The following is a 17128-nucleotide window of genomic DNA, read 5'->3' as shown; positions in this document are numbered from 1 at the left end:
GCTGGGCAGCTCTAAATATAGAGCTTTTAGGGATTCTTTAACCGCTTGAGCGGTTTTGAGCCAGTTAGCCTTGCGACTTTGAGTCCAATGCGGGTTAATGCTGCCTTGCCAGGTGCAAGATCTCAGCATAATCTTCTCTGGTTTTAATCAAGAGATGATACGTTTATGGTTGCGCAGACTTTTTTTGAAAACACGAAACTCCCCCATCCTTGTGGCAATCATTGCCTGCTGTGTACAGACATGAGTGCAACCGCTCAGTCAGAAAGAAGATGGCACAAAGAGAAGACCCCGACTTTTTCTCTATCCTTTACTAAAATTCACTACTCCATATTTCTCGCGCTCAGGAACTCTTTCCCATATCTAGGCCGGACCGGAAGAGCCTGATTTTTCCCCACTTCACTCATTTGATCTACCATGAATTGGGCTTGCAAATTAATGACCTCTCGATACATATCGGTTGATTTTCTATCCCAAAGATTATGTCCTGCATCAAGGATGTGCAACTGGTTTTTTTCGTCATTGTCGGAAAATGCTTTCAGTGCATGAGCGTACTGGGGAAACAAGTTAAACGGATCGCCCAAGCTAACCAGCGTCAAGATTGGCGATAGCGATCGCATAGATGGATAGTCAAAAGAAGGCGTAAAAGTCTTGTATGCTTTCCAACTCCGATCATGTAGGGTCACCCCTGGAGCATGGAGGAGATCAGCCAAAACATTGGCCTTATCCTCTAAGTATTGAACAGTGAATCGAAATAGTTCAGGATCGGGATGGGGCGGATTGATCGCAATTGCCCCAGCTAGATCCTCATAATGCTGAGCATACAAAATAGCCGCTATACCGCCTTGGCTACGTCCAGCCATAAAAACTGGTCGATCGGGATAAAGTCTTGACAATACAAGATGCACATGACGCATTACCGTCATCAGTCCCTGCTTACTAGCAAATTCAAATGGGGCATCCGACCCCATGCCATTCAGTGGTAGATCAGTGGGAAAAGAGGCCACACGGAACGTTTCATCCCCGGGCAGTAATTGAGTTAGCAAACTTTGGTTACTTTTGCGCCCCCCTCCACGGTTCTTGCTTTTGCGCCCATGAAAGGTTCCTGCAACATCACAGAGTGTCTCAGCTACAGAGAACGTGGTGCCTGTGCCTGGTAACAGAATTTGGATGGCGCGATGGGTTTCATTGACTGACTTCTTGGGTTCTAAGATACCTGTGAAAGCCATTGGTAAGTATAGCTTTGTGAATGGTAATTGTTGACCAACCCCATGGGTTGCCCCGACTCGATGAACCAACTCTTGGCTCTCTCGAAGCACGTTCATTTCCAATAACTGATGACGGTCAATATCACCGAGCTTTTCCAGTTCCTGATTAATGCATTCGAGTTTTTGCAATTCTGAACTCATTGTTCACAAAGATGATTTTGTTTTACGCTCTAGTCGTGCTGTGTGCATAGACATCGAGTATTGGCCTAGGCAATCTCTCACATTCCACCTTAAATTAAGCGTAAATTCTATAGGCGAGAACATGCACCGGATCGTCATAAATCGGCATCACTTTAGTATCAATCAGCGTCCAACCTGGCTGATCAAGGACGCCCTGGAGTTTAGACAGAAAGCTCCGACGTGCAGTGAAAACCAAGATACCTTCAGGCTCAATCCTTTCTTGCAATACCCTGAGTTCCGCTGAACCAGCATGAGTTTCAGCAAAGACACCTGTGGCAATAATGCCATTTACCCGCTCTAGATCCCCGAATCGTTCATCACCGATGGCGCAGCAAATCAAGGAACGATATATCCTTTTTTCAGCGGCTTGTTCTAACATCCCAGGCGAGATATCAATACCTATCAAATTGTCGAATCCCAATTCTGCCAAGGCCATACCCACCAGACCTGTACCAACCCCAACATCCAAGATCACGCCTCGTTTCTTGCTTATCTGCTCTGAAAGCATGAGAGCAGCGGCTAATGGAACTGGTTTCCATACACTACTAACATCGATTTCATAGGTAGCGGCCCACTGATCGTAGTTCCTACGTAGCTCATTTGGATTCTGGCTAGAGCAAATCCATTTCAACCACTCATTGGGTAGTGTTTCAGGCATTTCCCTCATCAATATTCACTATCTGAAAGTTGTTAACTTGATATTATTTGTGCCTTTTCTAGTTTTCTAATCAATGTAAAGCATGGGATTTTGGGACATCTTGCTGGTCTCGATGTAGTAACGACCAAAACGGTTTGCGAGAAAATCATCTAGATTGATTTGCTCTTGTTTTACGAAACCACTTTGGAGAATTTTGCCATTGAGATACATATCCACGACTGCACAAAGAGAGGCAGCTGTTGAGATCTGGATAGAACTCAGGGTTTCTCCATATAAATTCAGCGGGTAGATCTTGCGGGCATCGCTGATTTGTTCGAAACGACCGTTACGCCAGCCACTAATGGTGCAGAAGCTAACTACTACATCTTGCTGAGTCGTGGGAATGGCACGTTCAAAAATTTCTTTAAGTAGGTCACGTTGATCGCTTAAACGTAATTCGTTGATTAAAAAGGCCATGAGATCTCGATGGCCCTGATAGCGTACAGTTTTGTAATTAAGAGTACGCACCTTGCCATCGAGAGTCTCGCACAGAGTTCCTAGCCCACCAGACGTATTAAACGCTTCGTAATTGATGCCATCTAGGGAGAAATACTCCACCTCTTCCAAGGGAATCGCTTCGATTTTATGACCGTTGCGAATAGCATCACAAGGGTTACAATATTCGTTAATGAGCCCCTTTGTAGACCAGGTAAGGTTGTACTTCATCTTATTGGAGGGATATTGCGGCAGAGCACCAACCCGCATTTTGACCTCGTCAAGCCTCTCAAAGTAGCTGCACAGATGATGGGCAAGGATACTAATAAATCCTGGAGCTAGACCACATTGGGGCACAAAGACCAAGCCATCAGAACTCATCTCAGCAACAGTCCGAATGGCATTGGTGGTTGCGATATCTTCGGTTAGGTCGAAATAGCTGACCCCAGCTTTTGCTGCGGCACGGGAAATTCCTGGATTGACCCAATAGGGACAAGCAGAAACAACACAATCTTGATTCTCTAACTTTTCCGCGATCGCAGCTTCATCAGTGACATCAATAACGGATGTGTTAACTGGCACTAGCGCAGATAAATGATCTAAGGATTGACTATCAATATCGCCAACCAGCACGTTGTAATCATTGCTTCGATGTAGGAGCTTAGCGATCGCGGATCCGATTTTTCCAGATCCTAAGATAGTGACATGATGCATAGCGTTCTTATTCAGGCGTTTCCTATAGAAATCAGAGAAGAATTTGCTACAAATCTAATGGTGGATGGGCATTTCTGGAGGTAGACATATATTTGAGAATAATCAGGATTACTCTCAGCTTAATTTTTATCTAGCCGGAGTGGTAAAAGAGGGATATGACATAAAACACTCGGCTTATTTTAATTCCCATAGAATGGGCTATAAATAAGGGGATCATTAGAGTATCTTGGGAATCCATCATGGCCGGTGTCCTCAAAATCGAGATTAGTGAATCAGCAGATCTCTTGAAAACTCGCCGCCTAAGTGAGACCCTTGCTGAGTATGAAGGCTAGGCTTCAACAGCAAACTCTAGTTATAGGTTTCTTCAACAATCCACTCATTTACTTGAAATTTGAATCTTGCTTTTGTCCCCATTAAAATTCCCACTAAGCGATCACCTAGAAAAGGAAGACGTCCATGGGCAACTCTAAGATTATCTAAAATCAATAAATCGTTCTCTCTCCATCTATCAAAATAGAAAATTCGTGCCAACTTAACAGCATCTTCCATTTCATGGAGCAGTTTTTCAGGCAGAGGTTTTCTGTCACTCCATTGCAGTGACAGCTGTGGCTTCTTATCGCCCATTACCTGACGATACCAGTAAGCCGCTGCACCTACCACAGACGCATTTAAACAAGTTCTGCCTTGATAATGATAGACAAATGGACGTTCGAGTTGAGTTTCTAAAACGTCGATCGGTGTTCCGTTGTAATCTTCTTGATATAAAAGACAGGTGTAGCCTAAATTTTCCCAATGAGCGATCGCATCTTGACTACTTCTAGCTGAAATATCTTGCCAACTAGAGTCATACTCTTCATGATCTCTTTGTTCGACATGTTTTCTTACAAAGACGACATTCCTCCCTCTTATTTCTTGCTGGCAAGTAGATGACAGGTTTTTGAAGGCTTGTTCACAATCATATATTGTTGTTTCTCCTCCATGCTGAGCAGGTTGTTTGCACATAAAGCAAACATATTTTGGGAATTCCGTATGGTGACTTAGTTCATTATGCGGCAGTATTTCTTCCTTATGTGACCAGGGAGTAACATAGGAAAAAATTGAGTGAGGAACCTGATTTCGTGCGTTAAGACCATGCTTATAGCTAATAAGCTTGTCTTTTCCACCAATTAATTCGGTAATTTTCTTCTCATCAAAAGGTTGATCTGCTCTAAATAGGGCATATCCATGCTCACTTAATTCTTTATCTAGTTGATCCCTTGACATTGGGAGCTCTGCAAATGTATTGCTAGTAACTGGAGGTGATACTCTAAGTACTTGCTGACAAACATTCTGGTTCAATAGGCTTTGTTCACTCAACCGATACTCTCCAGGAAATAATTTAGCTAATTGCTCTAAAATATTAAGCGAAACCTTGTCATAAGAGGATATTTTATCCCCTGGTTGTATCTCACCTGAAATATGGAGCTGCTTAAGGGTCTCAAAAACATCAGAATTTTCCAAATCTTGTTGATGTAAAATAAGATTCCAAGGATGCTTTGAACAAAGGCTTGCTAATTTCATATCGCAGGATATTCAGTTATCTAGTGTATGAACCCAGAAATAACGTTAGGGAATTTGACTCGCAATATATATCGAAGCGGTTAAACCATCCTCATCAGCATTGTAGTATCTATTTTGAAGCTTGAGATTTGATATGATTTTTAGCCGTTCTTCGTCATTTTTATAATTACGCTGACGAACATGACCAAGCTTCCGCAAATGTAGATGAGAGTCATCAAAGATTTCTAAAAAGGAGTCACAAATAAAACTAGCTAAAGAAAAATAAAAATGCTTTACATTACTTTCTCCTATCAGTTTGATAAGGTGCTTAAAGTTATCGAGTCCTATATAGGTTGTAGCCCCTACACAAACTAGTAAATCAGTGTCATTTTTAACAACGGTGGATAGTTTCTCTGGCCATGGATTTGTTAGATCGCATATGTGGAAATGTTGACATAGCCCCACATCATAGGCAAAACGCAAAGGAGCCTCATTAATATCTACCATTGTGATGGTCAAGTTAGAGTTGCCCTCTGAAAAGATATGCTTTTTAGGATCACTAGCCAACCAATGCTGCAGAATTTTTTCATAGCTATAGCCATACTTTAAAGCGGCAACTTCTGTGCCATGGCCGCTACCAAGAAATAAAACATTCAAATTCTCAAAGTAATCTAACTGTTTAAGGTGACTGCTTACAATTTGCATTGCATCAAAAGGAAGCGTGTATTGAGTTTCCTTTAATAGTGCCTGAACGTAGGGTTGAGGTGAGTAAAGATGATAATACTCGTTAAAAGATGCTTTTGGATTTGATATCTTCGTTTCTAGTGTCATAGTTGCATTAGAGATTCTCAGTACTACAGTACAAGATTGAAACCTAAGCGATAATAATTCATAAGAGGAGAATCTATCTAACTGGAATTAAGTTTATTCGTGTATGTCTTCATCTCAATATAACTACAAATCACATATTTCATTACTGTATTATCTCCATAAATTCTTATTTTTAGTTAACTCTAAGGATTTATCAACGCCGTGGTGGCATTGATGCAGATAAGCAGTCAGTTCTTTAGCGAGAACCTGGATATGGGGCGATCTCATGATCTCGTAATGGTCGCCCTCAATCGTGTTAGTTTCAAACTGACCGGTGATAATTGAACGCCAACCTCGGCCTTGCTCTGCCGAGGAACTCGCACAAAATAAGACAACCCGCCCCGAATAAGGCTGGGGCTGATGGTTCCCTAGGGCAACTCGGTTGGCTTTGAAAACATGAAACAACTGCTCCATTTGCTCCATACCAACCCCCGGCGGTAAAAGATGCAGACGTTTGGCTACGGAGAAGATGTGCTGTAATTTTTCTTGAGGCTGGAGTTGCATCAGATTAAACTGTGCCAGGGACAGTTCGGTTTCCAGTAAACCGCTTAAATCCGCTACTAGAGAATTGGCTAAAGAGACTTCATCCGTGGAGTCTAGGTCGGTCATGGTACTAGGGGCATAGCTATCGATTAAAGCGACGAGCGCCACTATTTGCCCAGCATTTTGCAATTGCTGTGCCATTTCCATTGCAATGACACCTCCCATGGACCACCCTCCCAAATAATATGGGCCATTGGGCTGAATTTCCTGCAAGGCTTTGATATAGGTTACCGCCATTTCCTCGATTTTGGCTAAGGGGTCTGACTCACCAGATAACCCCGAAGACTGCAAGCCATAGAGCGGTTGATTGTTACCCAGATGACGGGCTAATTCTGCATAGCAGAGAACATTGCCGCCAATGGGATGCACGCAGAATAAGGGTGGCAACTCTCCTGACGGTTGAATGGGGACCAAAGGAGAAGAGGATCGAACATCGTTATAAGAGTTCAGCAAAGTGGCTTGGCTTTCAATGGTGGGTTCGGTAAACAGTGTTGTCAATGGTAGATGAATGCCCAACTGCTGTTCGATACGAGCCATTAAGCGCACGGCTAGTAGGGAATGCCCTCCCAAATCAAAGAAATTGTCTGTGACGCCAACAGCACTGATATTGAGAACCTCCGACCAAATTTGAGCTAGTTGCAGTTCTGCTGAGTTGCGGGGGGGGATAAAATCAGACCGATCGGAGATATCGTCAGCATCAGGTGCAGGTAGGGCCTGGCGATCGCGTTTGCCATTGGGCGTTAGAGGGATTTTCTCTAAAAAGACGAAAGCAGAAGGCACCATGTAGTCGGGTAGCTTGCTTTTCAAGAAACCACGCAAATCAGACGACGTTACTTCTTCTTTGGCAACGACATAGGCAACAAGGCGCTTATTCCCTGGAGAATCTTCCCTGGCAATCACCACAACTTCCTGCACTTCTGGGTATTGGGCGAAGGTGGCTTCAATTTCTCCGAGTTCGATGCGAAAGCCTCGGATTTTTACCTGGTTGTCGATGCGTCCGATAAATTCAATGTGGCCATCGGGGAGATAACGGGCTAAGTCTCCAGTTTTATAAAGACGTTCTTCTTTTGATTTTTGAGTTTTGAATTCTGAACTGAAAAAGGGATTGGGGATGAACTTGGCTGCAGTTAATTCGGGACGGTTAAGATAACCTCGGGCTAACCCTGTACCGCCAATATGGAGTTCTCCTGGTACACCGATGGGGACGGGTTGGCGATGGCGATCGAGAATATAGGTTTGAGTGTTTGCGATCGCAGTCCCGATCGAGACTGAGACATCTTGGTGATGCGCTATTGTATCTAAGGTACTCACTGGACAAACCGTTGACCACACGGTCGCTTCCGTAGGGCCGTATAGGTTCCACACAGAAGCCCCTTTTTCTCCCAGGTTAGCGGCGAGTTGCATCGATAAGGCTTCGCCACCACAGATGATTTTCAACGATCGCTTACCCTGCCAACCAACCGCCAGCAGCATCTGCCAGGTTGCTGGGGTGGCTTGCATCACCGTCGCACCAGAGTGTTCCAATTCTACTGCCAGTTGTTTGCCATCAGCAGCGACGTCTCGACTGGCGACAACCGTTTTTGCGCCGACGATGAGCGGTAAGTAAATCTCTAGGGCAGCAATATCAAAACAGAGGGTCGTGACCGCTAAGACCACATCAGCATCGGTTAAACCTGGGGTAACTCCCATTGAACAGAGAAAGTTAACAAGAGATTGATGGCAGATTTCTACGCCTTTGGGATTTCCAGTAGAGCCGGAGGTATAGATCACATAGGCCAAGTTATCCGGTTGGACATTGGATTGGAGATTATCTGTGCGGTGGGTAGAGATCACGTCCCAGTCATCATCATCTAAACAGATGAGGTGCTTGGGTAAGCAAGGCAATTGGGCGGCTAGTTGATGGGTGGTGACTAGGGCCGTTGCCTGGGAGTTATCAACGATATAGGCGAGGCGCTCGGATGGATAATTGGGGTCTAACGGCACATAAGCCCCACCCGCTTTGAGAATGCCTAACAATCCCACCACCATTTCGAGGGATCGCTCGATGTAAATCCCCACCAAGACCTCTGGCCCAACGCCCAAGCTTTGCAAGTAATGGGCGAGTTGGTTGGCGCGATTGTTCAACTCCTGATAAGTCAGTTGTTCGTTTCCAAAAACGACTGCCACGGCATCCGGGCTGCGTTTCACCTGTTCTTCAAACAATTGATGAATGCATTTATCTTGGGGATATTCAGCTTGGGTATTATTCCACTCGACGAGCACCTGATGGCGTTCTGCTGCGGTCAACAAGGGCAGTTCGTCAACGCCCATTTGGGGCTTAGCCACGAGCGCTGCAAGCAACGTCTGAAAATGCCCAATGGCCCGACGGATGGTGGCTGCCTCAAATAAATCGCGATTATATTCCCAATATCCACTCAACCCTGTTTCTGTCTCCTCCATGGACAAGAACAAATCAAACGGGGCTCTGGCATTTTCGAGGGGCAGCCAGTTGAAACTCACTTCCGGTAACTCCAGAGTGGCCATCGGCGCATTTTGCAGGGCAAACATCACCTGAAATATGGGTGTGTAGCTGAGGCTGCGTTCCGGTTGTAAGGCCTCCACCAACTGCTCAAACGGAACATCCTGGTGAGCGTAAGCATCCAAAGAAGTCTGCCGCACCTGATCCAATAACTCAGCGAAAGTGGGATTGGCTTCAAAGCGCGATCGCAACACCAGCGTATTCACAAAAAAGCCCATGAGTCCTTCTAGTTCGCTGCGGTTGCGGTTAGCAATGGGCGTGCCCACAAGAATATCGGCTTGGTTGCTATAGCGATACAGTAAAGTGCTAAATGCGGCCAATAGCGTCATAAATAGCGTCACGCCATTTTCTTGACTCAGACGCTTGAGTTGTTCCGTGAGTTCGAGCCCGAACTCAAAAAAATCTTTGCCCCCTTGGGAAGTCTGCACTGTTTTACGAGGGCAGTCTGTGGGCAGTTCTAAGAGAGGTGGCACTCCTGCTAACTGTTGTTTCCAGTAATCCAGTTGAGGTGCTAGGACTTCAGCAGTTGTAGGTTGTCTCTGCCAGCCAGCAAAGTCTGCATATTGGATGGGCAGTGGGGGTAACGGTGACGGTTTCCCTTGAACAAATGCTCCATAGAGTGCTGCCAATTCATGGCAAAATACCCCTGTTGACCAACCATCCGTAATAATGTGGTGCATGGTGAGCAACAGCACATAATCATGGGTCGCCAACTGCAATAAAGTCACTCGCAGTAGGGAATCGGTGGCGAGATCAAAGGGTTTCTGAATTTCTTGCTTACCCAACTGTTGCACTTGCGCGAGTTGTTTGTCCGTTGGCAATTGCTGTAAATCAACAATGGACATCTTTAAGTCTAATTCAGAGCGAATCACCCGCACGGTCGAGCCATCCACAGCCTGAAAATTAGTGCGTAATATCTCATGACGGCAGACGATTTCTTGCATCGCGCTCTGTAGCGCTTCTATCTGCAGTGAACCGGTCAGACGTAACGCTTCTTGTTCGTTATAAGTTGTGCTGCCTTCTTGCAGTTGATCTAAAAACCATAATCGTTGCTCGGCAAACGATAGGGGTAAATCTCCCCCCCGTGGAATAGGTTTGATTGCAGTGAGTTGCTGGCACCTTGCGCCTAAAATATCTTCACTAAGTTCCGCCACTGTTGGGGATTCAAACAACCGATGCAGCGACAGTTCAATTTTGAATGTATCCCGTACCCGTGAAATCAGTTGAGTTGCCTGAATAGAGTCCCCTCCCAAGAGAAAGAAGTTATCAGATACTCCTATCTCATTGAGGTTCAAAACTTCTGTCCAAATGCCTGAGAGAATTTCTTCTGTGGGTGTTCGCGGTGCCACTAGCTCTACATCCAGAATCGGACGAGATCTATCGGGGGCCGGTAAGGCCCGTCGATCTACCTTTCCGCTAGGCGTCAGGGGCAATGTGTCTAGCATGACAAATGCCGAGGGCATCATATAATCCGGCAGCTTTTCTGTGAGAAAATCCCGTAATTGAGGAATTAATTGACTGGGTTTGAAGCCAATATATGGCTGATTGGTATAAGTACTCCAATGTTGAAGTCCGCTTTGTGGAGGGGAAATGATTGTACTGTCTGCAATGATGTTGATATCGTTGCGCACGAACACCACATCATAGTAAGCTTCGCCCCCATCACCAGACCCGCTAATGTTAATCCGATAAGGGACCTCAGACTGCCATGCCCACCAGTCTTCTGGTTCAATCCCCTCTGGAGAAATCTGTTGGCGCAGGTCTCCTACGGTTTCAGGACAATCGGGATTGGCTAATAGTTCCATTGCCTTCACATCTGCCCAAATTCTGGCATTAGGCACATGGGTGACAACGAGTATCTCTGGGGAGGTTTCTATCAGCTGCTGGCGAACGGTCGCTGCCGTTAAATTATCCTGCTGCCAATTGAGAGAAATGGGAGAAGGGGTGGGAGGAGAGACTTTTTTGCCTAGGTGCAAAACCACATCGTAACGGAAGCGAGTTAGTTCATTTTGATAATGTCCCCGCTTAAGTTGAATTTCCACATGGCTAATTTGAGGCAAGTGCTCTTTAAGGGCCACAAAGAATTCTGGTGCGATCGCAAGTTTTTGAGTTTGTGCCGTGTGCTTTTGAATGCGATCGCGCAGTGCCACTGTCGATAAAGAGGCGGACGCTTGCGTCCGTTGCACCGATGTGTGGAAAGCCTCCAGCAAGGGAAAGCTCTCCACATCCCCAATAAAAATCGTGCCGCCCGGTTGCACTAACTGGACAACTCGTTCAACCACGCGCACCAGGTAATATGCATTGGGGAAAAACTGGACAACTCCGTTAATCACCACCGTATCAAAGGAGTCGACAGCCATGCCCTCAAGTTCATCCGCTGCACTGTGATGCAGGGTTACCGATGCCTCTAAAGGGCTATCTTGAATCTGATGCTCAATATAGTTAAGCCCTTCGGATGCAATGTCAGTACCGCAGTAATCCTGGCAATGGGGCGCAATCTGGAATAACAGCAACCCTGTACCGCAGCCAATTTCCAATACTCGCTGAGGATTTAGGGATAGAATCCGTTTGACTGTAAAGTCAACCCATTCCCGTACCTGTGGTTCTGGTAGAGCTTTTCCAGTGTAGGTATCGTACCAACCACCAATGTGAAAGCCTGACTCCCAATCATCTGCAGGCTGCCCGTACGCTTCGTCCCAAATTTTTTCCCATTGCTGAACTTGCTCTGTCTCAATGTGACCCTCTAACTTTGGCGATTCTGCTCCTTCAGCAACCGGCACCACATAAGCAATCAAGCGTTTGCCCCCTGGACTATCCTCCCGAGCGACCACTGCAGCTTGTTTCACCGTTGGATATTGGCTCAACACCACCTCAAGCTCTCCAAGTTCAATGCGATAGCCACGAATTTTTACTTGAGCATCGATGCGACCGAGAAATTGAATGTTGCCATCGATTAGGTAACGGGCTAAGTCGCCGGTTTTGTATAGACGGGGAGAAAATTCTGGACTGAAGGGGTTCGGAATAAATCTTTCATGGGTGAGGTCCTCTCGATTGATATAGCCCCGCGCCAAACAGGCTCCCCCCACATATAGCTCCCCGGCCACACCCATGGGAACAGGCTGTAGGGACTCATCTAGCAGGTGAACCTCAGTATTGTTGATGGTACAACCAATGGGTGGCAAGGTTGACCAATCCTGGGGTAAACCTTGCAGTGTAAAGGCTGTTGTCACATGGGTTTCTGAAGGACCGTATTGATTGTGGAGTGTACAATTCGGCAATTTTGCGAAAAAGGAAACAATCGCCTCAGTGACCTGCAACTGTTCCCCCGCCGTAATGATCTCTCCCAAGTGCCTCGGTAACACCTCAAAACTCTTTGCGACTTCGGCAAGTTGCTGCAAGGCAACAAAGGGCAGAAATAGTCTTTCTATTTCTCTATCTGTCAATAAATGCAACAAGGCTACGGGATCTCGTCGCACTTCCTCTGAAATTAAAACTAGCGTCCCACCTCCACACAAAGTGGTGAAAATCTCCTGGAAAGAGACATCAAAGCTAACAGGAGAAAATTGCAGGGTTTTGGCATTTTGAGACAGGGTTGTCTGTTCTAGCTGCCAACAGATTAGATTGACTAGGGCACCATGCTCCATCATCACACCTTTTGGCTTTCCCGTAGAACCGGAGGTGTAGATGACATAAGCCAAATTATTTGGGATCGTACAATTGGGGAGATTGCGATCGCTTTGGGTTGAGATTGCTTGCCTATGGGTCTCTATACAAATAACCTGCGCTTCACCATCGGGCAGCCGTTCCAGGAATTGGGTTTGAGTCAACAACACCGATGCTTGCGAGTTAGCCAACATATAGGCTAAACGCTCACTTGGATATACAGGGTCTAAGGGCACATAAGCGCCCCCTGCTTTCAGGATCCCCAACATGGCGATCACCATGTCTAAAGAGCGCTCGATACAAAGCCCCACTAACACGTCTGGCCCTACCCCCAGCCCTTGCAAATAGTGTGCAAGTTGGTTAGCACGATTGTTCAACTCTCGATAGGTGAGATATTGCTCCTCGAATACCACTGCTATTGCATCAGGAGTCCGTTCCACCTGAGATTCAAACAATTGATGGATACACGGATAATCTGGAGACTCTATGACAGTATCGTTCCAGGGCAGCAGTAGACGACATTGCTCTAAAATTTTCTCCATCAACATATATAACTTCCTCTACTTAAAAACTGAGGGAAAAAATCTTCTGGACTGCATCCACATTCACCATGATTGAAGACTCCTTATCCGCCCATCAGGCAAAACTATGAATTGTTTTGGCAAATGTATGCATATACTCTATGAGAGAATTTACAGCTTCTAGTGAGACCCCATCGGTCGATAACGCAAGAACTTGAAATATCGACATCGCTGAGACATGGGCACCTCAATGATCTTGTCGCCGTCGACAAGTAAGACATCTCTGGCATCGGCGTTAAAGAACCCGGCCGACTCAAAATAAGGGGTTTTGAAAACATGATCAGCATAATCGACCGGTTCTGGTCGTCGGATAATGCCCCCTCTGCCTCAAGCACTTCTTGAAGGTTATCAAGGGCTTTGGCCGCTTTTTTAACGAACTCTATAGGGTAAGGTTCTTTCCCATATTTCTGATAGAAGTTCCAGTAGTCTTTTCAGAGGAAGGTTTTCATTTCATGGGTCAAAACAGGTGCCGTGATCCCACTAATTGTGCCAACCATTATTGACTTAGGAGAACCTTTTCATTCATCACAAGCCATTAGCTTCATGGTTGTGTGGACGGTAGTTGACTGGCTACAGCAGATGATAGTTGAGTTGCCATTGTGTCAGCAGCACTCTGGCCAAACTTAATTTCTTGAACAGGAGCTGCTAACTCAATACCCATCTTGTCAAGTCGTATTTGCAACTCTTTCAACAATTCAATATACACAGTCCAATAGACATCTGTTTTAGTCCATGCCGACAAGCCGACACAAATGTGGTAATCGTAATGGCCATTCCAGGGAAACCAACCCGGTGCAGGATCCTCTAAAACTTGTGGATGCGAGGCAGCAAGCTCTATCCACATCTGGTAGATCTTGTCCAGATCCTGGGTGAACTTGACATAGATGTAAATCATCTGCTTCCGAATGTCTGAATGGGTGAAGTTAATGATGTCACCGCCCCAAACGGTATTATTCGGTAAAGTTACTACACTGCCATTAAAGGCTTTCAGCTTGGTACTGGCTAGGGAAATCGAGTCTACATACGCCCAGTATCCAGCAACTTTCACTTCATCACCCACATCAAAGGGTTTATTCACCAGCAGCATGAGCCCACTGGCAAAATTGCCTAAATTGCTTTGGAGCGCAAAAGCTAATACAAAACTCGCACCCCCAACCAGTGCCAAAATTGGACCTAAGCTCACCCCTAGTGATGCCAGTGCCAGCAGCGCACCGGTCACCAGCACACCGCGTTGAACCACCATGACGGCAAAATCACGAAATAGATTGGATGTTCCACCAATGCGAGTAAGCACGCGATCAATGACTCTAGCGAGTAAGCGAGAAACGATCACCGAGGCCAGTAAAATGCCGACAAATTTGGCAAGATTCAGCCCCCAGCGGAGTCCCCCTTCTTCTGATCTCAACCAGCTAACTAGTCGAACGCCCAGCCCCTCAGTATCAGTAATGTCAAGCTCAATACCACTGACAGCGTCAATGTATTTCCGATAGGAAGTGGTATCGCCACCCTTTTGATCTAGGGCATCTAAAACCACGGTGAAGCGATCAACAAGCCCAGTTTGCTCCCCTTGCAAAGCGGTGACATTCACGACCAGTTGATTTTTTAAATCTGACTCGGCATCGGCCACGGCCTCAAGTTCCTCGGCCACACCTTCCAATTGCTCTCCAGAGTTTTCTGCCGCATCGGCGGCGTCTATATCCCCCCCGGCTTGCACTTCGATCACTGAAGGTGCTTCAGTCTCAACGTTATCCCCATCGGCCTGCTCTTCTGCCGATTCAATATCAGCAGCAATTTTCTCTAGTGCTGATTCAGCCTCTTCAGACTGTATTGCTCCTTCCTCGGCGGCTTCCTCAGGTGCTAACCCTGCCTCAGAAATGGCCTCGGCAGCCTCCATTACTGCCGCCCTTGCCGATTCAACTGCTTCGGTTAGTTCCTGATGTTCGGGTGAGCCCGGAACGGCTTCTTCTAGTGCTTCCTCTGCTGATTCCAGGTCAATGAGAGCCTGGTCTAGGGCATCAATCCTCTCCGTAGCCACATCGTAGGCCGCCGATCCAGCCGTGAGGTCATCTCTTTCATTTCTCGCCTCTTCTAGAATTTGTCGAGCAGTGGCAATCTCTTCCTCACTCTCAGCTTCCTCCAGGGTTTCCCGTAGCGCTTCGTTCTCCTCTAGGTCGTCACCGGTTTCAACGGCTTTCTCAACTGCCTGGTTGGCTTCCTGAAGAGATTGCTTTGCGGTTTCCAGTTGTTCGGTGGCCTTCTCATATTCGGAGGTCCCAGGCGAAGCTTCGGCCAGAGCTGCTTCCGCCTCAGCCAGAGCCGCTTCTGCCTCTGTCACCGCTTGGGCCGCTTCTTCCTGAGAGGCAATGGCCTCATTTTGGCGCTTGATGGCAATTTCGGTCTGACTAATTTCTTGAACTTTATCTTTCAGGATTAAGAACCAGGCGGCAGCTTCGACCTGTAATTCTTCCAGGGTCAAGGGTTTGAGAAATAACTCAAGCTGATCAATCGGGATTGTCAGATCTTCTACCGTAATCGCTGTGGCTGGATCAACATCTCCTACGATGGTGGATTCCACTAAAATAGATTGCTCTTCGGTAGATTCTGTTTCACCGTCCGCTTCTTGAGAAAAGGCGGGGAACCCAGAAACCGAGAAGATCGCAATAATACCCGTTGCAATTACTGCGTGAATTCTGACAAAAATAACTCTACGCATTATCTCAAAAATCCCTTGAACGTTAGACTGTTGCTAGCACAAAACTCGCTATCTGCGAGCACCCAAAAGAATCTGACCTTAACACCTTAGAGTAATTAAAAACCTGGTGTAGATTAATTCTCTGATCGAAAAATTTCTCGATTAAAAAAATACCAGATCGCCTCTTTTGACTGGCTCACATATCTAATCAAAGCGGATGGGGAAAGTAAAGACGGAAAAGTCGGTTGCCAGCTATAAATAAGTAACATAGAGCACAAATAACTTAAGAATTTGACCTTTAAAAACTCAACTGCTGTTGAAAATATGTGCGATACACTTCACAACTGGGGACAGCCTGACAGCCTTTGACTGTTATGAGCCCAAGACTTTCTAGGCGATACATAGTAACGGCATCTAGTTCTACGCCATCTTCAGAAGAGATCACTTGTTTAAACGCGGTAGCTAGATTTTGTTCTACTCTCAAAAGAGCTAGATAGTTACGTAGATGAGTGCCATAAATCCCAGAGGGGGTCGAGGCTGTTTTGAGTAGGCTGGTAAGAGCTGTAGGCTGGGTAACAAGATGGTAGAGAAAAACATTGACCAGATATGGGTGTCCTCCCACCAAATCTAATAGGGCTTTCCCCAATGTATTATTACGCTGCTCTAGGCCATAGCGAGCAACTAATTCGGCCACTTGATCAGCCGTAAATCTGGGCAATTTAATGGCTTGACCAATATTAAAGGGCGATTGATTAATTTTTAATGGGACGTAAATTTCTGTAGAATGAACAATAACGATACGCAGGTTACGCCAAAGAAAGTTCCATCGAGCTTTTTCATGCCAGGAGCGTAATAGTGGAAAAAAATCTTGGGCTACTTTAGGATGCTCAATCAGTCTCTCAGCCGCACCAATAATTAGTACGATGGGTGTTTTTCTATTCTCTAGGAGATACTCCTGATAATAGAGTTCACTGCTGACCTTGTGTCCCATGGATGCATCCCAATAATCATCGAGTTTGGGTGGTAGATTTAGGGCTCGACTGGTTTGGGTGCAAAACCATTTTAGGAATGTGTCAATGCTGCTAAAAATGTCTTGATCAACGGTTTGCAAATCGAGATGTACCGTCTGATAGCTGTATTGGTGTGCGGATTGTATCAGACGAAACACCAGGGACGTTTTCCCCATTTTTCTAGGTGCTTTAATGCGCAGAAACCCACCAGGAAGCTGGATCTCTGAATGGGCTAAGTCTTCGCTGGGCAGACGCTTAATATACAGTGGAGATCCCGGTGGCAACGGCCCAGATGGGTATAGTGGTTGAATCGAGCTTGCACCTAGTTGTTTACTTAATGCTGGGGATGTAGTAGACGTTGTAGCTGGCGTTGAAGGTATAGAGACAGTTTTTAGATATTCGCGTAATACAAACAGCAAAC

8 protein-coding genes are annotated in these 17128 nt (G+C 46.0%); all 8 read right to left on the bottom strand.

What is annotated here, in order from left to right:
- Nucleotides 1-320 precede the first annotated feature (320 nt).
- The gene (locus tag DXZ20_RS01745; protein ID WP_250565557.1) at nucleotides 321-1406 is read right to left on the bottom strand and encodes an alpha/beta hydrolase; all 1086 of its coding nucleotides are present in this window, start codon (nucleotides 1404-1406) and stop codon (nucleotides 321-323) included.
- 94 nt (nucleotides 1407-1500) lie between these two features.
- Nucleotides 1501-2103, bottom strand: a complete 603-nt coding sequence (locus DXZ20_RS01740; RefSeq protein WP_163696039.1) for a class I SAM-dependent DNA methyltransferase — start codon at nucleotides 2101-2103, stop codon at nucleotides 1501-1503.
- 66 nt (nucleotides 2104-2169) lie between these two features.
- Nucleotides 2170-3291 carry a saccharopine dehydrogenase family protein gene (locus DXZ20_RS01735; RefSeq protein ID WP_163696036.1) on the bottom strand — a complete coding sequence of 374 codons (1122 nt, stop codon included), beginning with the start codon at nucleotides 3289-3291 and terminating at the stop codon, nucleotides 2170-2172.
- Nucleotides 3292-3639: 348 nt separating this feature from the next.
- Entirely contained in the window at nucleotides 3640-4851 is a 1212-nt protein-coding gene (locus DXZ20_RS01730) for a TauD/TfdA family dioxygenase (protein ID WP_163696034.1), read from the bottom strand.
- Between the two features lie 45 nt (nucleotides 4852-4896).
- The gene (locus DXZ20_RS01725; protein WP_163696031.1) at nucleotides 4897-5661 is read right to left on the bottom strand and encodes a hypothetical protein; all 765 of its coding nucleotides are present in this window, start codon (nucleotides 5659-5661) and stop codon (nucleotides 4897-4899) included.
- Nucleotides 5662-5811: 150 nt separating this feature from the next.
- Nucleotides 5812-12972, bottom strand: a complete 7161-nt coding sequence (locus tag DXZ20_RS01720; protein ID WP_163696029.1) for a non-ribosomal peptide synthetase — start codon at nucleotides 12970-12972, stop codon at nucleotides 5812-5814.
- 574 nt (nucleotides 12973-13546) lie between these two features.
- Complete coding sequence (locus DXZ20_RS01715) at nucleotides 13547-15718, bottom strand: mechanosensitive ion channel domain-containing protein (RefSeq protein ID WP_163696028.1); 2172 nt, start codon at nucleotides 15716-15718, stop codon at nucleotides 13547-13549.
- A 277-nt stretch (nucleotides 15719-15995) separates the two neighbouring features.
- Nucleotides 15996-17128, bottom strand: a 1133-nt coding sequence (locus DXZ20_RS01710; protein ID WP_163696026.1) for an AAA-like domain-containing protein, incomplete at its 5' end; no start/stop codon positions are given.

Origin of the sequence: Adonisia turfae CCMR0081, from assembly GCF_011009555.1 — a bacterium.
Classification (GTDB): Bacteria; Cyanobacteriota; Cyanobacteriia; order Phormidesmidales; family Phormidesmidaceae; genus Leptothoe; species Leptothoe turfae.
Note: the sequence above shows the minus strand (reverse complement) of the source record. Positions and strands in the feature narration are given on the sequence as shown.